Source organism: Brachybacterium sp. (assembly GCF_036379615.1).
In the GTDB taxonomy this organism is placed as follows: domain Bacteria; phylum Actinomycetota; class Actinomycetes; order Actinomycetales; family Dermabacteraceae; genus Brachybacterium.
Map to the genome: position 1 here is coordinate 24,707 of NZ_DASVGJ010000018.1, position 18,727 is coordinate 43,433.

The 18,727-nt window shown below is 72.2% G+C and carries 15 protein-coding genes; all 15 read right to left on the minus strand.

Annotation, left to right across the window (positions count from 1 at the left end; genetic code table 11):
• Positions 1 to 97 precede the first annotated feature (97 nt).
• Positions 98 to 832, minus strand: a complete 735-nt coding sequence (pgeF, locus tag VF289_RS03835) for a peptidoglycan editing factor PgeF (protein WP_330881254.1) — start codon at positions 830 to 832, stop codon at positions 98 to 100.
• Positions 829 to 2,160, minus strand: coding sequence for a cell division protein FtsZ (gene ftsZ, locus VF289_RS03840; RefSeq protein ID WP_330881256.1), 1,332 nt, complete (start codon positions 2,158 to 2,160; stop codon positions 829 to 831). The genes pgeF and ftsZ overlap by 4 nt, the downstream gene beginning before the upstream one ends.
• A gap of 297 nt (positions 2,161 to 2,457) precedes the next feature.
• Positions 2,458 to 3,195, minus strand: a complete 738-nt coding sequence (locus tag VF289_RS03845) for a cell division protein FtsQ/DivIB (RefSeq protein WP_330881258.1) — start codon at positions 3,193 to 3,195, stop codon at positions 2,458 to 2,460.
• A 425-nt stretch (positions 3,196 to 3,620) separates the two neighbouring features.
• Positions 3,621 to 5,156, minus strand: coding sequence for a UDP-N-acetylmuramate--L-alanine ligase (murC, locus tag VF289_RS03850; protein ID WP_330881260.1), 1,536 nt, complete (start codon positions 5,154 to 5,156; stop codon positions 3,621 to 3,623).
• Positions 5,157 to 5,191: 35 nt separating this feature from the next.
• On the minus strand, positions 5,192 to 6,280 hold the full coding sequence (gene murG, locus VF289_RS03855; protein WP_330881262.1) for an undecaprenyldiphospho-muramoylpentapeptide beta-N-acetylglucosaminyltransferase: 1,089 nt from the start codon (positions 6,278 to 6,280) through the stop codon (positions 5,192 to 5,194).
• Positions 6,280 to 7,818, minus strand: a complete 1,539-nt coding sequence (gene ftsW, locus VF289_RS03860) for a putative lipid II flippase FtsW (protein WP_330881264.1) — start codon at positions 7,816 to 7,818, stop codon at positions 6,280 to 6,282. Before ftsW ends, murG begins: the two co-directional genes overlap by 1 nt.
• On the minus strand, positions 7,815 to 9,323 hold the full coding sequence (gene murD / locus VF289_RS03865) for a UDP-N-acetylmuramoyl-L-alanine--D-glutamate ligase (RefSeq protein WP_330881266.1): 1,509 nt from the start codon (positions 9,321 to 9,323) through the stop codon (positions 7,815 to 7,817). Before murD ends, ftsW begins: the two co-directional genes overlap by 4 nt.
• Positions 9,320 to 10,420 carry a phospho-N-acetylmuramoyl-pentapeptide-transferase gene (gene mraY, locus VF289_RS03870; RefSeq protein ID WP_330881268.1) on the minus strand — a complete coding sequence of 367 codons (1,101 nt, stop codon included), beginning with the start codon at positions 10,418 to 10,420 and terminating at the stop codon, positions 9,320 to 9,322. Before mraY ends, murD begins: the two co-directional genes overlap by 4 nt.
• A complete protein-coding gene (locus tag VF289_RS03875; RefSeq protein ID WP_330881270.1) occupies positions 10,417 to 11,889 on the minus strand; it encodes a UDP-N-acetylmuramoyl-tripeptide--D-alanyl-D-alanine ligase in 1,473 nt (490 codons plus the stop codon). Before VF289_RS03875 ends, mraY begins: the two co-directional genes overlap by 4 nt.
• A 2-nt stretch (positions 11,890 to 11,891) precedes the next feature.
• Positions 11,892 to 13,469: a UDP-N-acetylmuramoyl-L-alanyl-D-glutamate--2,6-diaminopimelate ligase gene (locus tag VF289_RS03880; protein WP_330881272.1), complete on the minus strand. Its 1,578-nt coding sequence runs from the start codon at positions 13,467 to 13,469 to the stop codon at positions 11,892 to 11,894.
• 7 nt (positions 13,470 to 13,476) lie between these two features.
• Complete coding sequence (locus VF289_RS03885; RefSeq protein ID WP_330881274.1) at positions 13,477 to 15,303, minus strand: penicillin-binding protein 2; 1,827 nt, start codon at positions 15,301 to 15,303, stop codon at positions 13,477 to 13,479.
• Positions 15,304 to 15,305: 2 nt separating this feature from the next.
• Entirely contained in the window at positions 15,306 to 15,824 is a 519-nt protein-coding gene (locus tag VF289_RS03890) for a hypothetical protein (RefSeq protein WP_330881276.1), read from the minus strand.
• 1 nt (position 15,825) lies between these two features.
• Positions 15,826 to 16,821, minus strand: coding sequence for a 16S rRNA (cytosine(1402)-N(4))-methyltransferase RsmH (gene rsmH / locus VF289_RS03895; protein ID WP_330881278.1), 996 nt, complete (start codon positions 16,819 to 16,821; stop codon positions 15,826 to 15,828).
• A gap of 193 nt (positions 16,822 to 17,014) precedes the next feature.
• On the minus strand, positions 17,015 to 17,446 hold the full coding sequence (mraZ, locus tag VF289_RS03900; protein WP_330881280.1) for a division/cell wall cluster transcriptional repressor MraZ: 432 nt from the start codon (positions 17,444 to 17,446) through the stop codon (positions 17,015 to 17,017).
• A 739-nt stretch (positions 17,447 to 18,185) separates the two neighbouring features.
• Positions 18,186 to 18,596 (minus strand): DUF3040 domain-containing protein, encoded by a 411-nt coding sequence (locus VF289_RS03905; protein WP_330881282.1) that lies wholly within the window; start codon positions 18,594 to 18,596, stop codon positions 18,186 to 18,188.
• Positions 18,597 to 18,727 lie beyond the last annotated feature (131 nt).

Sequence of the window (18,727 nt, forward strand, 5' to 3'; positions counted from 1 at the left end):
AAGTACAGCAGGCGTTTCCTTCACCTCGGGAGGCGCCCGGCGTGTCGTGGGCGTGTCCGCGGCGTCCGACCGGGGGCGCCTGGTCCGGGCGGCACCGTCAGCAGCGGCGGATCACCCCGGCGAAGCGGCCGGTGCGTGCCGTGCGGCGGTAGGAGAAGAAGCGCTCGTCCTCGAGGGTGCAGGGGTGGTCGGCGTGGAGAGCCGACCGCGGCACCCCGGCCTCCTCGAGCACGGCGACCGCGCCGGCACGCAGGTCCAGGGACGGCGTCCCCCAGCGGGTGCTCGAGCGGGTCTGCGGCAGTCGGGCAGCGGCCTCGTCCCGCATCTCGGCGGGCACTTCATAGCAGCTGCCGCAGATCGACGGTCCGATGCTCGCGGTGAGGTCCGCGGCCCGGGTCCCGAGAGCGACCATCTCCTGGACGGTGCGCTGCAGCACCCCGTCCAGCAGGCCCTTCCGGCCCGCATGGGCGACGGCGACCACGCCGCCGATGGGATCCGACAGCAGCACGGGCAGGCAGTCGGCGACCATGATCGCGAGGGCGACATCCCGGCGGTCGGTGACCAGGGCGTCCGCCGTGCGGACCGGCACCTCACCGCTCGGCGGCAGGACGTGGACCTCGGCGGAGTGGACCTGGTCGACGAAGACGACGGGTGCCGCGATCTCCTCGGCGAGCAGAGCCCGGTTGCGTCGGACGGAGGCCTCGTCGTCACCGACATGAAGGGCGAGGTTCAGCTGCGCATGATCGCCGGTGCTGACCCCTCCTCCCCTCCCCGTGAACAGGGCACGGGCCCCGCGAATCCGCGGGGCCCGTGCTGGGAGGGTGGGGTTCACTTGAGGAACGAGGGAAGATCGAGATCGTCGTCGTCCGCCGGGGGCTCCTCGATGTGGGGCGGGCGGGCAGGCTCACGCTCGGGTGCCCTCGGGGCGGGCTGCGGAGTGGTGGGCTGCGGTGCAGCAGCCTGCTGGCCGTACTGCCCGTCCTCGCTCTCGGCGGCGTCGAGGACCTCGGTCTCGGGCTCCTGGGTGCCGGGGTGCGACGGGGAGAAGGACTGCTGGGGCAGTCCCCAGGCGCCGGGGGCCGCTGCGGCGCCGCCCTGCGAGGCGGTGCGCTGCTCCTGGACCGCCGGACGGGGCTGCGGGGACCGTGCCGGAGCCTGCTCGGCGCGGGGTGCGGAGCGCTGCAGCGGTGCCTGCTCCTGACGCGGGGCGGGGCCGCCGCCCTCGAAGCCGGCGGCGATGACGGTCACGCGGACCTCGTCGCCCAGCGCGTCGTCGATGACGGAGCCGAAGATGATGTTCGCATCGGGGTGCGCGGCCTCCTGCACCAGTCGCGCCGCCTCGGAGACCTCGTACAGGCCGAGGTCGCTGCCGCCCTGGATGGACAGCAGCACGCCGTAGGCGCCGTCGATCGAGGCCTCCAGCAGCGGGCTGGAGACCGCCAGCTCGGCGGCCTGCAGCGCACGGTCCTCGCCCCTGGCCGAACCGATGCCCATCAGGGCGCTGCCGGCGCCCTGCATGACGGACTTCACGTCCGCGAAGTCGAGGTTGATCAGGCCCGGTGTGGTGATCAGGTCGGTGATGCCCTGGACACCGGAGAGCAGCACCTGGTCCGCGCTCTTGAAGGCGTCGAGCATCGAGACCTGCTTGTCCGCGATGGAGAGCAGGCGGTCGTTGGGGATCACGATGAGGGTGTCGACCTCGGCCTGCAGGCCGGCGATGCCGGACTCGGCCTGGGTGGAGCGACGGCGGCCCTCGAAGGTGAAGGGGCGGGTGACCACACCGATGGTCAGCGCGCCGAGGCTGCGGGCGATCTTGGCCACGACGGGCGCGCCGCCGGTGCCGGTGCCGCCGCCCTCGCCGGCGGTCACGAAGACCATGTCCGCCCCGCGCAGGACCTCCTCGATCTCCTCGGCGTGGTCCTCGGCGGCGCGCTTGCCGACCTCGGGATCGGCGCCGGCGCCGAGGCCGCGCGTGATCTCCTTGCCGACGTCGAGCTTGACGTCCGCATCGGACATCAGCAGCGCCTGGGCATCGGTGTTGATGGCGATGAACTCGACGCCCTTGAGACCGGACTCGATCATGCGGTTGACGGCGTTGACACCTCCGCCGCCGACGCCGACGACCTTGATGACTGCGAGTGAGATCTGGGTTCCGGCCACGTTTGGGTCCTTGCTCTTGTCGTTCCTCCGCGGAGAGGGGCCTGCGTCGCACCTGGTCGTGGACTTCCGAAACCCTGGACCTCGAGTTGAGGTTAGGACTTCGGGGCGCCTCTCCTTTCCCTCGACGCTAGGGACCCGGGCACCTGCACGCAAACACCGCGTGCGCGTGTCGTCCCCCGAGGGCGGGCCAGATCACCGTCGCGACCTCGCAGTCCGTGGCCCGGGACCGTCGGCACGGTGGGGACGCCGCGGAACCCTCACCACGTGCCGGGCGCGGGCGTGGGGTCCCCGGCTCGCTCAGCGGGTGACCGGGGCCACCGGCGAGGAGACGTCGATGACGCCGCCGGGCTGTCCCAGCAGTGCGTGGACCGCCTCCGCCTTGAGCTCGGCGTCCTGCGCATCGCCCCACACGACGGTCTTGGTGCTGCCGTCCTCGAGGCCGATCACGAGGGTCACGTCGCTGGTGCTCGAGGCGGTCACCTCCTGCACCGCTCCGCGCAGCGGCGAGGGGATCTCTGAGAGCACCTCGCTCATGGCGGCGGCGGCTCCCTGCGGGTCCGCCGAGCCGCCGTCGACCGTGAGCGGGACCAGCGTCGCGCCCTCGGCCGCGGCGGCCGGGAGCTCCTCCCCTGCCGCGTCGAGCACTGCCGTGGTGCCGTCGGTCCGGGTCAGCATCGCCACGGGCACGGCCTCGGTGATGGTGATCCGGGCACCGTCCGGCCAGTGCCTGTCGACCTCGACAGAGGCGACACCGGGCACGTCGCCGATGGCGTCGGTGAGCGTCCCGGTGGGCAGCAGCAGCACGCTGCCCCCGAGGTGCGGCGAGGCGGCGTCCCGGATGGCCTCCTCCTGGACGTACCCGGTGCCGCGGACGGTGACGTCGCGGACCTGCAGCGCGGGCAGGAAGATCGCCGTGAGGAGCGCGGCGACGAGCACCAGTGCGGTGATCGTGGTGCCGATGATCAGCGCCCGGCGACGGCGGCGCCATGGCTGCCCGACCACGAGCGCACGGAACCGCTCAGCGGCCTGCACCACCCGCCCACCGCTGTCGGGCGCCTTCTCGGCGCCCGCTGCGGGCGTCGGCTCGGGACGCGGACGGCCGACGACGCGGGAGCGACTGCTGGGACGGGACCCGGGCGCGGGGGACGGCGAGGACGCGGAGGGCGCAGAGGACGTCGAATGCGCCGAGGGTGCGGGGGACGCAGAGCGGGCCGAGGTGCGACCCGACGTCCTGCTCCTCGCCCCGGAGGCCGGTGACGTTCCGCGGGCGCCCCCGGCCCCTGCGTCAGTGCCCCCGGTCGCGCGCGCGTCCGCGTCGGAGGGCGACCGGCGCGGCGTGGTGGCAGGTGCCGCGCGGCGAGCGCCCGTCGTGGGCCGGGGCCCGCCGGTCCGGGGCGTACTGGGCCGGGCCGTACCGGACGTGGGGGCGCTGGGGCGGGGCGCGCTGGGGCGGCGTGCCATCATTCGCGCGCTCCCGGTGCGTCCAGGGCCGCCCTCACCGACGGCGTGATCTCGACGATGTCGCCGGCGCCCAGCATCAGCAGCAGATCGCCGGGTCGGGCCGCGAGGACGATGCTGGCCGTGAGGGCCTCCGCACCGTCGACCGGCGCCACCGACTCGGCGGCGAGGTCGGTCACGGTGCGGGCGTCGACCGAGGGGTCGGGGTCCTCGCGCGCCGCATAGACCGGCAGCACCCAGGCCAGGTCGGCGGCGGAGAGCGCCGCGGCGAAGTCGACCGAGAAGTCGCGGGTGCGCGAGAACAGATGAGGCTGGAATCCGACGAGGACCCGCCCCGGCGTGGGCTGGGCGGCGACGATGCCGCGGGCGGCGGCGATGGCCGCGGCGACCTCCCGGGGATGGTGGGCGTAGTCGTCCACGACGGTCACTCCCCCGCTGACCCCGGCCACGTCGAAGCGGCGGGATGCGCCGGTGAAGGTGCCGAGTCCGAGGGCGAGGGCGGCCGGATCGGCGTCGGGGACGGCCGCGGAGGTCGCGGCGAGGGCGCCGAGGGCGTTGAGCACGTTGTGGTGCCCGGTCACCGACAGCTGCAGGGTGAGAGGCCCACGGGGGGTGTCGATCTCGACCTCGGCGCCGCGGGCACCGCTGCGCTCCGCTCGCAGCGACCAGCGGGCGTCCTCGTCGGCGCCGTAGTCCACGATCTCGAGGCCGCGCTCGGCGGCACGCCGACCCAGTGCCCGTGCCCCCGGGTCGTCGGCGCACACCACCAGCGTGCCGCCGGGTGCGAGCTGCGCGGTGAGGGCGTCGAAGGCTGCGACGAGGGTCTCGGCATCGCCGTGGAAGTCGAGATGATCGGGCTCGAGGTTGGTGACCACGAGGGAGCGGGGGGCGAAGGCGAGGAAGGAGCCGTCGGACTCGTCCGCCTCCACGACGGCGAGACCGCCGGCCGAGCTCCCGGTGGCCGGGGGCGGGAAGGCTGCCTCCGCCCTGAGGCCGGCATTGCGGCCCAGATCGGGCACGGCGGCGCCCAGTGCCCAGGCCGGATCCAGCCCGGCGCCGCGCAGCGCCGCGACGGCCATCCCGGTGGTGGTGGTCTTGCCGTGGGTGCCGGCGACGGCCACCAGGTCACGGCCGGCGAGCAGTCCCGCCAGAGCGGCGGCGCGGTGGATGACCGGGATCCCCCGCTCCCGAGCGGCGCGCACCTCGGGGTTGTCCGGTCGGACGGCGGTGGAGACGATCACCAGGTCCAGATCAGGAGAGAGCAGGTCCGCATCGAAGCCGATGCCGATCCGGGCACCGGCCGCGCGCAGCGGGGCGATGAACTGCCCGTCCTGCGAATCGGAGCCGCTCACGGCGAGCCCCGACTCGAGCGCGAGGCGGGCGACGGCGCTCATCCCGGCACCGCCGATGCGGATGACATGGACCGAGCGCACCTCGGCCCCTGCGGGCCAGTCGGGCCGGGTGATCACGTCCCCTGCGCGCAGGATCGTGCGCGGCGTCGCCTGCGGGCGGGGGGCGTTCTCGAGGCCATCAGTCATGAGGTCACCGTAATCCGCTCGGCGGGCCGACCGGGTCAGGCTCGACGTGCGACGCCGGTCACCACGTCAGCCATCACCTCGGCGGCGTCGGTGATGCCGAAGGCGCGTGACGCCGCGGACATCGCCTGCAGCCGGTCCGCATCGCGCAGCAGCGGCAGCACCTTGCCGGTGAGGTGGTCGGCATCGAGCTCGGCGTCGGCCACCATCAGGGCGCCGCCGGCCGCGACGACGTCCTGACCGTTCAGCGCCTGCTCGCCGTTCCCGATGGGAAGGGGGACCAGCACAGCGGGAAGGCCCACGGCGGTGAGCTCGCAGACGGTCCCGGCCCCGGAGCGGGTGAGCGCGAGATCAGCGGCGGCATAGGCGTCCTCCATGGCGGAGACATACTCGAGCACGCGGTAGCCCTCGAGCTCCGGGAGTCCCTCGGCCTTCCCACGCCCGGTGACGTGCAGGATCTGCGCACCGGCCTCGATGAAGGCCGCAGCAGCCTGGGCCACGGCGGCGTTGAGCCGCTGGGCGCCGAGCGAGCCGCCGGTGGCCAGCAGCACCGGCAGGGCGGGGTCCAGGCCCATGCGCCGCACCGCCTCCTGCCTGCGGGCGGCACGGTCGAGGTGGGCGATCTCCTCCCGCATCGGCATCCCGATGCGCCGGGCACCGGTCAGGCTCGAGCCGTCGAAGGCGGTGAGCACCGCTTCGGCCCGTCGCGCGCCGAGACGGTTGGCCAGACCGGGCCGACGGTTCGCCTCATGGACCACCAGAGGGCGACCCAGCGAGGCTGCGGCGAGATAGGCCGGGGGGCACACATAGCCGCCGAAGCCCGCGACGACGTCGATCTCCCGATCCCGCAGCAGGGAGCGGACCTGCCGGAGGGTCCCGGCGAACCGGCCGGGGAAGCGCAGCGCCGTGCCGTCGGGACGGCGGGGGAAGGGCACCTTGTCGATCGTGACCAGCTCGTAGCCGGCAGCCGGCACGAGATCGGACTCCAGACCCTCCCGGGTGCCGAGCACGAGGACCTCGGCCTCAGGGCTGCGACGGGTGATCTGGGAGGCGGTGGCCAGCAGCGGCGAGACGTGCCCGGCGCTGCCGCCCCCGGCCAGGAGGATGCGGGGTGCGGTGGTGGACATCAGGACCTTCGGGAGGAGGAGGCGGGGCCGCGCCCGGAGCGCTTGGAGCGGGCGGAGGGGGAACGCTTCGCAGGAGCGGAGCGCTTCGCAGGAGTCGAGCGCTGGGCGGAGGCCGAACGCCGGGTGGAGGCCGAACGCTGGGCCGCGGTCGAGCTCTCGGCAGCGGCAGGCTCGGAGCGGGCCGCGGTGGCGTCGGCGCGAGCCGAGCGCTTCGAGAGCGAGGGACGCGGCGCCTCCGCGCGGCGTGCACGCGGTGCCGGCAGGATGCTGATCGAGCTGCGCACGGCGCTGACCCGGGCGCCGATCGCCTCCGCCGCCCCCGGCTCCCTCCGGGCGAAGGACAGCAGCAGGCCCAGGGCGGCCATGGAGGCCAGCAGCGCGGAGCCGCCCGAGGAGATGAACGGCAGCGGTACGCCGATGACGGGCAGCAGGCCGGTGACGACCGACATGTTCACGAACGCCTGGCCGAGCAGCCAGGCGCTGATGCCGGCCACCGTGATCTGCATGAAGTGGTCGTCCAGGCGGGTGATCATGCGGAACATGATCAGCGCCAGCACCGTGAACAGCAGGACCACGCCGAGGGTGCCGATGAGGCCCAGCTCCTCGCCGATGATCGCGAAGATGTAGTCGTCCTCCGCGGCGGGCAGACGGCCCCACTTCTGGCGGGACTCGCCGAGGCCCACGCCCCACCAGCCGCCCTCGGCGAGACCCATCAGGCCCTGGTCCGACTGATAGCAGGAGTCGCCCTCGCAGATCCCGTGGATCCAGTTGGTGATGCGGGCCATGCGGTTGGCGCTGGTGACGGTGAGGATGAGGATCCCGATCAGGCCGAGCCCGCCGGCGAGGGCGAACCAGCGTCGCGGGATGCCCGCCACCCACATCCCGCCGGCGACGAGCATCGCCATGATCAGCATGGTGCCCAGGTCACGCCCGAGCATCACCAGGCCCAGGGAGAGCACGACGCCGGGGATCAGCGGGAACAGGAGATGGCCGGGCTTGTGCAGGAGTGGTCGCTTGACCGAGAGCAGGGCACCGATCCACACCGCGAGCGCGAGCTTGAGGAACTCCGAGGGCTGGAGGGTCTGCCCGAAGATGCGGATCCAGTTCTGGTTGCCGTCGACCGCCCAGCCCAGCCCCGGCACGAACACGAGCGACTGCAGGCAGAGGCCCACGCCCAGCAGCGGCCAGGCCGCACGGCGGTAGAAGCCCGGCGGGAGCGAGGCGGCGATCAGCAGGAGCACCAGCCCCATCGCCGCGAAGGTGCCCTGGCGGAAGAGGCCCGCGAAACCGGAGTTGCCGCGGGAGATGTTCAGGACCGCCGAGGAGGACAGCACCATCACCAGGCCCATGCCCACCAGCAGGGTGCCGACCACGATGAGTCCGTAGAAGTCCAGCGCCGGGGACCTCAGCCAGCCGGCCACCCCGTCGCGCACACGACCGCCGATGTTGCCCAGCGGCTGCTCGTCGTCGGGGCGCACGACGTCGGTGGTGCGACGGGCATCCCGACGGGACTCCCGGCGGGTGTCCTCCATCGTCATGCGCGCTCTCCTGGCAGTCGGGTCACCGCCGCCGCGAACAGATCCCCTCGTTCCGCGTAGTCACGGAACTGGTCGATGGAGGCGGCCGCGGGAGCCAGCAGCACCACATCCCCCGCGGTGGCGAGGGAGCGGGCGACCTGCACCGCATCCTCCATCAGCCGGGATCGCCCGGCGGTGTCGTCAGTGTCGCCCGGATCGATGCGGCGGAGCGGGACCTCGGGCGCGTGTCGTGCCAGTGCGCTCATGAAGGGCTCCTCGTCCGTGCCCAGCAGCACCACGCCGACCAGACGGTCGCGCGAGGCGGTGACCAGCGGTGCGAGGTCCGCCCCTTTGGCGTCGCCGCCGGCGATCCAGACCACGCGCTCGGCGGCGCGCAGGGAAGCGGCGGCGGCGGCGGGGTTGGTGGCCTTGGTGTCGTCGACGTAGTCGATGCCGTCGATGGTCGCCAGGTGCTGGGCGCGATGGCTGCCCATCCGATAGGCGCGCAGTCCGTCGCGGACCGCCTGGGGCTCGACCCCGTGGGCGCGGGCGAGCGCGGCGGCGGCGAGGGCATCGAGCACGAGGTGGGGCCCGGCGCCCTGCGGTCCCAGGTGGGCGAGGTCCTCGAGGGTCGCGAGCTCGGCGGCGGCCGTGCGGCGTTCGGCGAGGAAGGCGCGGTCCACCAGGACGCCGTCGATCACGCCGAGCTCGGAGAGTCCGGGCGGGCCCAGGCTGAGGCCGACTGCTCGCGCGCCCTCGACCACGTCCGCCTGCTCGACCAGATCACGGGTGGCGGGATCACCCACGCTGTAGACGCAGGCGGTGCGCACGCCCTCGAAGATGCGGCCCTTGGCTGCGGCGTAGGCCTCGGCCCCGCCGTGCCAGTCGAGGTGATCGGCGCTGATGTTCAGCACCACGGCGGCGTCGCAGTCGAGATGCTCGGTCCAGTGGAGCTGGAAGCTCGAGAGCTCGAGGGCGAGCACGTCGAAGCCCTCGGGGTCCAGTGCCGCCTCGATGACCGGCAGACCCACGTTCCCGCAGGCGACAGCACGGAGGCCGGCATGCTGCAGGATCGATTCGAGCATGGTGACGGTGGTGGTCTTGCCGTTGGTGCCGGTGATTCCCAGCCAGGCGGGCCCGTCGGCCGCCTGCATCCGACGGGCCAGTTCGACCTCGCTCCAGACGGGGATCCCGGCGGCCTGGGCGGCGACCAGCAGCGGCTGGTCGGGGCGCCAGCCCGGGGAGGTGACCACCAGGTCGATCTCGCGGTCCCGGGGCAGCGTGTCGAGGTGCTCGGCGCCGAGGCGGAACTCCACGCCGAGGACCTCGAGGATCTGTGCGCGCTCGCGCAGCGCAGGGGTGTCGGCACCGTCGATGACGAGCACCTGGGCGCCGCGCTGCATCGTCTGGTCCGCGATGGCGTAGCCGGAGACCCCGAATCCGGTGACCAGGATCCGCAGCCCGGCCGCGTCCATGCCGGGCCAGGCCCGCTCCTCGGCCGGGAGCGTCGCCTCCCGGGCGGTCATGAGGTGACCCTGGGCAGGGCGTCGAGGTAGAAGATGCCCAGCCCGATCCCGGCGAGGATGCCCGCCACGATCCAGAAGCGCACCACGATCGTGACCTCGTTCCAGCCCTTGAGCTCGAAGTGGTGCTGCAGAGGAGCCATCCGGAACACGCGTTTCCCGGTGAGCTTGAAGCTGGTGACCTGGATGATGACGGAGGCGGAGATGATCACGAACAGCCCGCCGATGATGGCGCCGACGATCTCGGTGCGGGAGATGATCGTCAGTCCCGCGATCGCGCCGCCGAGGGCCAGGGAGCCGGTGTCGCCCATGAAGATCTTCGCGGGCGAGGTGTTCCACCACAGGAAGCCGACGCAGGCGCCGATGATCGCGGCGCACAGCACGGCGGTGTCCAGCGGGTCGCGGGCGTCGTAGCAGTGCACCACTCCCCCGGCGTCGAGATCGACGCTGCACACCTGGCGCCACTGCCAGAAGCTGATGATGAGGTAGGCGGCGGTGAAGATGATGGTCGCGCCGCTGGCGAGCCCGTCCAGACCGTCGGTGAGGTTCACGCCGTTGGACCAGGCGGCGACCAGGAAGTTCGCCCAGATGGCGAAGAGGATGAATCCGACGACTGTGCCCATGACGGCCAGGTCCAGCCACGGGATGTCCCGCACGAAGGAGATCTGTGTGGAGGCGGGGGTGATCCCGTTCTCGTCCGGGAACAGCAGCGCCATCACGGCGAAGGCGGTCGCGACCAGGAACTGGCCCACGAGCTTGTAGCGGGGGCGCAGTCCCGTGCTGTCCTGCTGCGAGATCTTGAGGTAGTCGTCGAGGAAGCCGACGATCCCGAGCCCGACGGTCAGGAACAGCACCAGCAGCACCGAGATGCTGGGCGAGGTCCACAGCACCAGGTGGGTGAGGAAGTACGCGATCAGGACGGACAGGATGATCGCGACGCCGCCCATGGTGGGCGTGCCGCGCTTGGTGGCGTGGGAGGTGGGGCCGTCGTCGCGGACGAACTGGCCGTAGCCGCGGCGCTCGAGGACCTTGATGAACATCGGCGTGCCCAGGATCGACAGCAGCAGCGCTACCGCGCCGGAGATGATGATCGCGATCACTGCTGGGCTCCCGTCCGCGCCGGGGCGTCGCGCCCGTCGCGCTGTGCGAGGTGCTCGACGAGCGGGCCCGCGATCCGGCGCAGTCCCGAGTCGCGGGACGACTTCAGCAGCACGGCGTCGCCGGGCTGCACGACGTGCTCCAGCACCGCGAGGGCCTCCTCGACGGAATCGAGGTGCTCGGACTCCCCGCCGAAGCTGCCTTCGAGGCTCGCGCCGTGGTGGATGGGGGCGGCACCGTCGCCGATCACGTAGAGCTGGCCGATGTTCAGGCGTACCGCGAGGCGGCCGATCTCGTCATGCAGCCGCACGGTATCGGTGCCGAGCTCGAGCATCTCGCCGAGCACGGCGATGGTGCGGTGGCTGCGGCCGAGGTGCGCGAGGGTCTTCAGCGCCTGCCGCATGGAATCGGGGTTCGCGTTGTAGGCGTCGTCGATGATCAGTGCCCCGCCGGCGCGCAGCGCCTGCATCCGCTGCGCCGACGCGAGCGTGGCGCCGTCGAGGGCTGCGGTGGCCGTGGCGGGGTCCACTCCGGCGATGAGCGCGGCGGTCAGCGCCGCGAGGACGTTGGCGGCCTGGTGCTCGCCGAGGAGGTCGGGACGCACCGGGAACCTGCCGGCGGGGACGACGTCCCCGCTCAGGGTGGTGAGGTAGTCGGGGACCTCGAGCTCGAAGGCCACCCGTGCCTGGTCATCCAGGGTGAGCTCGGCGCCGCGGACCTGGCCGGCGGTGAAGCCCCAGGTGACGACCGGGGCGGCGGAGCGCTCCGCCATCGCGGCGACGAGCCTGTCCTCGGCGTTGAGCACGGCACGGCCGTGCGGGGAGAGGGCCTCGACGAGCTCGCCCTTGGCCTGCGCGGTGGCGGCGATGCCGCCGAACTCGCCGAGGTGGGCGGAGCCGACGTTGAGCACGAGCGAGATGTCCGGGCGGGCGATCTCGGTGAGCTGGGCGATGTGCCCGATCCCGCGGGCGCCCATCTCGAGCACCAGGAAGCGGGTCTCGGAGGTCAGGCGCAGCACGGTCAGCGGCAGGCCCAGCTCATTGTTGAGGCTGCCGACGGGGGCGATGGTGGGCCCGGCGGCGCCGAGGACCGTGCCGAGCAGGTCCTTAGTGCCGGTCTTGCCCGCGCTCCCGGTCACTGCGAGGACGACCAGCTGCGAGCACTCCTCGCGCGCACGGTCGAGCTGGGCGCGAGCCAGTGCGGACAGCGCCTCGCGCACGTCCTCGACGCGGATCGCCGGGGTGCCGCGGTCCTCGGTCACCAGGGCGAGAGCTGCACCGGACCGCTGGGCGGCGGCGAGGTAGTCGTGCCCGTCGACGTGCTCGCCGGGGAAGGCGGCGAACAGATCACCGGGGCGGACTTCACGGGAGTCGATGCGCGCGGTGCCGGTGACGAGCTCGTCACCGGTGGCGCCTCCCACGAGTGCGCCGCCTGTGAGGGCGGCGATGTCCCGTGCTGTGGTCTGGAGCATGCTCAGCGTCCTTCGTCCATGTCGTCGGCGCCCCCGCGCGCCGTGTGCGCATTTCGCAGTGCGTCCCGCAGTCGGAGGCGGTCATCGAACGGATGGACGATACCGCCGATCTGCTGTCCGGTCTCGGCACCCTTGCCCGCGACGAGGATGGTGTCGGACACGTCGGCCAGGAATGCGGCCAGAGCGATCGCCTCTCCTCTCCCTGCCACGTCGTGGACCTGCACGTTCGTGGCCTGTTCGATGCCGCTGAGCACCTCTCGGCGGATCGCGGCGGGATCCTCGGTGCGCGGGTTGTCGTCCGTGACGACCACCACGTCCGCGAGGCGCGCGGCGACCTCGCCCATGAGGGGGCGCTTGGTCCGGTCTCGGTCCCCGCCGGCGCCCATCACCACGATCAGGCGCCCGGTCGAGGGAAGGGCACGGAGCGTGGTGAGGGCCTGGTCGAGAGCATCCGGGGTGTGCGAGTAGTCGACGACCCCGCGGATCGGCGCATCGGCGACGGACTCCATCCGGCCCGGTACCGTGCCGGCCGCTGCGAGCGCTCGGACCACGTCCTCCCCCGTGTGGCCGATCGCGGCCAGGAGCAGCTCGGCGGCGAGGGTGTTGGCGACGTAGTGGCGGCCGGGCAGGGCGGCGTGCAGGGTGCGGGTGCCTTCCGGTCCGTCCACCTCGAAGGTCGAGCCGTAGCCCTCGGTGCGGTGCTCCCGGGCGCGGTGGTCCGCGTCGACGTCGTCGCGCGTGGTGTAGGTGGTCACGGGGATCTGCGCCTCGCGGGCGAGTCGGCGCCCCCAGTCGTCGTCGACGCAGATGATCCCCCGGCGCGCGTGCGCGGGCGTGAACAGCAGCCGCTTGGCTCGGTAGTACTCCTCCATCGTGCCGTGGAAGTCGAGGTGGTCCTGGGTGAGGTTGGTGAAGCAGGCGACGTCGTAGACCACCTCGTCCGCGCGGTGCAGCGCGAGAGCATGGCTGGAGACCTCCATCGAGACCACCTCGACCTCGTCCTCGGCCATCCGTGCCAGGAGGCCGTGCAGCTCGGGGGCCTCGGGGGTGGTGCGGACCGTGGCGATCTGATGTTCCGTGCCGGCGGCATCCCGGTAGCTGGTCCCGCTGGTGCCGATCGCGCCCGCGGCGACCCCGAGCTCCCGCAGGGTGCGGGTGATCGCGGTGGTGACGGAGGTCTTGCCGTTGGTGCCGGTCACCCCGATGGTGGCGAGACGGTCTGCCGGGCGTCCGTGGACGAGTGCGGCGGCGGTCGCGGTGGCCGCGCGCGGGTCCTCGACCACGAGCACGTCCAGCCCGGCCGCCTCGCAGCGCTCACGCCCTGCGGGATCGGTGAGCGCCATCGAGGCGCCGAGGTCGGCCGCCTGCTGCGCGAACTGTGCGCCGTGGGCGTTCGCGCCGGGCAGGGCGCACCAGAGATCGCCGGGCTCCACCGCTCGAGAGTCGAGCGTGACGCCGCTCAGCCTCGGATCGGTCCTGGGTGCCGCGGCGCCGAGCGCCCGTGCGAGGTCCGACGCTCTTGCGCCGTGGGCGCGCCGGGGACGGGCGGGTTCCGGAGCCGGCCGGGTCAGGGAGGTCATGAGGGGTTCACCACTCGTTCTCGAGCTCGCGACCGGCGACGCCGGTGGGGGCGATGCCCTGGTTCTGCAGGGCGAACGTGGTCAGCTCCGAGAAGGCCGGGGCCGCAGCGCGGTTGCCGGAGATGAAGGTGTCCAGGCCGAAGATGAACACGCCGACGACGATTTCGGGATCGTCTGCCGGGGCGAACCCGATGAAGGAGGCGGTGTAGGTGCCGTCACCGACCTGGGCCGTACCGGTCTTGCCGCCGACCGCGTACCCGTCCACCGCGGCGGAGGAGGTCTCGTCGTCCACGGAGTTGTCCATGAGGGCGCGCATCGCCCCGGCAGTCTCGCTGGAGATCACTCGGGTGCTCTCCGGCTCGCCGAGAGGGCGCACGGAGCCGTCGGCCTGACGGGTGCCGGCGATCAGGGAGGGCTCGACCCGGACCCCGTCGTTGGCGAAGGCACCGACGGCGGAGACCATCTGCAGCGCGTTGACGCTGTACCCCTGGCCGAAGGAGGTGGTGTACCGGGTGCGACCGGTCCAGTCCTCGGCGGGGTGGACGAGACCTGCGGATTCACCGGGCAGCTCCACGCCGGTCTTCTCCCCCAGCCCGAAGGCCTTGAGGTAGTCGTGCCGGACCTGCGGGGTGAGGGTCTCGGAGATCTTCACGGTGCCCACGTTGGAGCTGTTCTTGAGCACCCCGGCAAGGGTCAGCTGCTGGTCCGGGTGCTGGTGGGAGTCCTTGATGCGATGCCCGTCGAACCACGTCTCGTACGGGATCTCGTATTCCGACGCGGTGGTGACCGTGCCCTCCTCGAGGGCAGCGGCGAGGGTGAACAGCTTGCCGGTGGAACCGGGCTCGAACACGTTGGAGATCGACCGGTTGCCGAGGAAGTCGCTGTCGGAGGCACCAGGGGTGTTCGGGTCGTAGCTGGGGTACTCGGCGAGGGAGAGCACCTCGCCGGTCCGTGCGTTGTAGACCACGGCGCTGCCGCCGGTCGCGCCCCACTGCTCGACGGCGCCGGCGACGACCTGCTGCGCCTTCCACTGCAGGTCCCGATCAATGGTGAGCACCACATCGCTGCCATCCGCTGCAGCGGTCGTCTCCTGCTGGCCGGTGGGGATGATCTGGCCCTGGGCACCGCGCTCGTAGGAGGTCTTGCCGTCGGTGCCCCGCAGCTCCTCGTCGAAGGAGAGCTCGGTGCCCGCCAGGGCGGCGCCGTCGTCCCCCACGAACCCCAGCACGTTCCCGGCGACGGAGCCGGCCGGGTAGATCCGGTCCGCCACCCTGTCGGCCCCGATGCCAGGGATCTTCAGGGCGATCGCCGCGTCGCGCACCTCGGGTTCGAGGTTCTTCTCGAGGTAGGAGAACCCGGCATCGCCGGTCAGAGCCGCCTTGGTGTCCGCGACGCTCCAGCCGAGCACGGGCGCGAGGTCCTGGGCGGCGGCGTCGACGCCCTTCACGTCGGCCGTCTTCGAGTTCGCGAGGTACTCGTCGACCTGGAGCTGATTGACCCAGAGGTCATAGCGTTCGACGGAGCTGGCCAGCACTGTGCCGTTGCGGTCCGTGATCTCCCCGCGCAGGGCGGGTATGGTCCGGGTGACGGTGCGCTGGGCGATCGCCTCCTCGGCGCGGGCGCTCGCATCCAGGCCCTGCACCCAGATGAGCCGGCCGGAGAGAGCGAGCACGGCCACCAGGATCACGCTGATCAGCAGGCGGTGACGGGTGGACGGGTCGCCGACCCGGGCTCGAGGGAGCACGGATCGCAGGGTGCCGCCGGAGCGGGGCCGCCCCGAACCGCCGGTGTCACGGCGGCTGGTGCGCCGACGGCTGCTGCGCGGTGGCGTCATGCTCAGGCCCCTTCGTTGCCCATGCCGTGGTAGGCGGTGGGCTCGTCATAGATCTGCGCCGGCGGCACGGCGACCTCTGCGGGCACCTGTGCGAGCTCCGGACCGCTCCCAGTCTGCGCTGTCAGGGACGTCTCGCCGATGATCTCGCCCGTGTCGAGGTCGATGTATGCCGGGTTCGACACCGGGACCATGCCGATCTCCCGCGCCTGGCGCTCGAGCTCCTGCGGGGTGCCCAGGCGCTCGTTGGTCTCCACGAGCGCCTGGCGTTCCTCGGTGAGCCGCTGGGACTGGCCCTGCAACCGGGTGATCTCGTAGCTCGTATCGGACATCTGGATGTTCATGTAGAGCAGCGCGGCGAGGGTCGCGGCGACGATCAGCGTGCACAGCATCGTGAACGGCATCGAGCTGCCGGCGGTCTTCGGCGAGGCGACGACGGTGAGACCGGGGCGCGCGGCGGGAGCGCTCCGGGACCCGCGGACCGGGCGGATAGCGGGCGCATGAACGGCGGAGGTGCTGGCCATCTCAGTGTGCTCTCTCGGCGGATCGGGTACGGGTCAGGGCGCGCAGCCGGACGGAGGCCGCGCGGGAGTTGCTGCCGCGCTCGTCGTCGTCCGCCTGGAGGGCGCCGCGCACGAGCGGGGAGAAGGTGGGCTTGTGCTCTTCCAGCTCGACCGGGAATCCGGGCGGCGCGGAGGAGCGGGTGCGACGAGTGAAGGCCGTCTTGACCAGGCGGTCCTCACCGGAGTGGTAGGACTCCACCACGATGCGACCCTCGACGTGCAGGCAGTCCAGCGCGGATTCGATCGCGGAGGCGAGGATCTCGAGCTCCTCGTTCACCGCGATCCGCAGCGCCTGGAAGGTGCGCTTGGCGGGGTGTCCGCCGCTGGCCTTGGAGACGGCGGGGATCGCCCGCTCGAGCAGCTCGACGAGCTCCCCGCTGCGGGTCAGCGGTGCGCTCTCGCGCTGCTCGACGAGGCGGCGGGCGATCCGCTTGGCGAATCGCTCGTCACCGAGGTCACGGAGGATCCGTGCGATCTCCGCCTCGGGGAGGTCACGCAGGAGGTCTGCCGCGGTGGGTCCGTCGGAGGAGGGATCCATCCGCATGTCCAGCGGGGCGTCCACGGCATAGGAGAAGCCGCGGTCGGCGGTGTCGATCTGGAAGCTGGACAGGCCCAGGTCCATCATCACGCCGTGGGCACCGGGCAGCCCGAGAGCCGCGAGCACCTCGGGGAGCTGGTCGTAGGTGGCGTGCACGAGGGTGGCCCGATCCCCCACCCCGTCGCGGTCCAGCCGCTCCCGGGCGAGGGAGAGCGCCTGGGGATCGCGGTCGATGCCGACGAGCTGAGCCTGCGGGGCGGCACGCAGCACGGCAGAGGCATGGCCGCCCATACCGAGGGTGGCGTCGACATGGATCGCCCCCGGCTCCTGCAGGGCGGGGGCCAGGAGGTCGACGGACGTCTGGAGGAGGACGGGCACGTGCCGATCCTCGGCAGGTCGCTCGCTGTGCGTCTGGTCCATGTCACCCCTCCCCGAGGTCGTTGCTGTCGTGCTGTCTGCGGCGGTCCGGGTCCTGCGACCCTGCCCGGCTCCGCGCTGTCTGCGCGGTGCCGTCCTGCCAGATTCCCCGTCGTTCCCGACCCGCCACCGGGGAAGTTGCATCGGGGCGGGAACGACGAGAGGTCTCACAGGACGGAAGTCCATCGAGCCGAGCTCAGAACAGGCCGGGGATCACCTCCTCGGAGGTCTCGGCGAAGCCCTCCTCGTTCTGCTCGAGGTAGCTCTCCCAGGCCGGGAGCGACCAGATCTCGAGGCGGTCGAGAGCGCCGATGACGGCGCATTCCCGGTCCAGATCCGCATAGGTGCGCAGATGGCCCGGGATGGTGATGCGGCCCTGCTTGTCCGGGATGACGTCCTCCGCCCCGGAGAGCAGCACTCGCAGGTAATCGCGGGTGCGCTTCTGAGTGGTGGGCGCCTGGCGGGCTTCCTCGAGCTTCTGGCGGAACTCCATGAGCGGGTACACGGCGATGCAGTGCTCCTGCCCACGAGTCATGACCAGTCCCGAGGCGAGCTCGTCACGGAACTTCGCCGGGAAGATCAGTCGCCCCTTGTCGTCGAGCCGAGGCGTGAAGGTGCCGAGGAACATCAGCACCCTCCTTCACCTGCCGCAGCTCGCGATCCGGAACTCCCTCTCCTCCCAACGAGCCCCACTTTACCCCACTACTCCCCACCAATGCGCCCAGGTTGGCGAGATTGACCCTCATTCGACCGCATTGTGGCAGGTCACAGAGGTGGAGGAAGGTGGGGGGAAGTTCGCGTCACGCGGGCATGGCGTGGCGTCCTCGCCGTGCCACCGACTGCGCGACGAGTTCCCGCCGTGCGGGTCGAGCTGAAGAAGCGCAGGTCAGAGCACCCCGCGGCGGGAGGGTCCAGGCGCGGGGCGGCAGTGGAGGGAGGTGGAGGGCTCCGGTGGAGGAATGTGGGGAGCCGAGTGGGGAGCAGGGTGGGGAGCGGAGCGGGGGCTGGATGGGAGCACCCCTGTGAGGGCCGAGAGCTGCGCGCGGATCTGAAATGGGCCGCACGCCGGGCAGTGCTGACGAGGTCGCAGGACGCTGCGGCCCCGCGCTCAGATCGTCGGCAGCGGCTGGGCGGTCAGATCGTCGACGGCGCAGATCGTCGACAGCGGCTCGGCGACCAGGTCGCCGGCCGTGGCGACGGTTCCGTGCTCACGGCGCAGTCGGGCCGCCCGTGAGGACCCTCGAGGAGAGGGCGAGCAGCTGATCAGCTCGTGCGTGGTCCACCGCGGGGCAGGCAGGGCGCCCCCGTCAGGGCCCTGCGATCGCGGCGACGCCGTCGACGGCCCGCATGCTCACCGACCACGGTGGTCAGAGGCGAGGGTCGTCCCCTGCGCGCTTCTCCCAGCGGTCCTCCATCTTGCGCATGAAGGTGCCGCCATCATCCTTTCGGGGTGCGTCGGGGCCGGAGTCTCCGCCACGGCCGCCGTCGTCGGTGCTCGCCGTGCCTTCGGAGGAGCTACCGGGGGACGTGACCGCGTAGACGGCACCGGCGAGCATGCCGATGAAGGCGATCACCCCGAGCCACACGGCCGGAAGGCTCACCGCGAGCACGAGGACCCCGAGGCCCACGACCACAGCGCCCAGGCCGATCAGGATGCGACGCCCGCTGCGTCGCGGCGGCGTCTTCGGTGCGAATGCTCGAGCGAGGCGCGGATCGTCCGCGAAGAGCTGGCGCTCCATCTCGTCGAGCATCTTCTGCTCGTGTTCAGACAGCGGCATGATCCCGCTCCTTGTCCCCGTCCTCTCGCGCCGGTCGGCGCCACATCCGCCGTGCGAGGCCCGTAGCCCTCGTCGGCGGTTCATCCAGTTTAGAGCGTGATCCTGAGTTATGGGAACCGAGCGGAGCACTC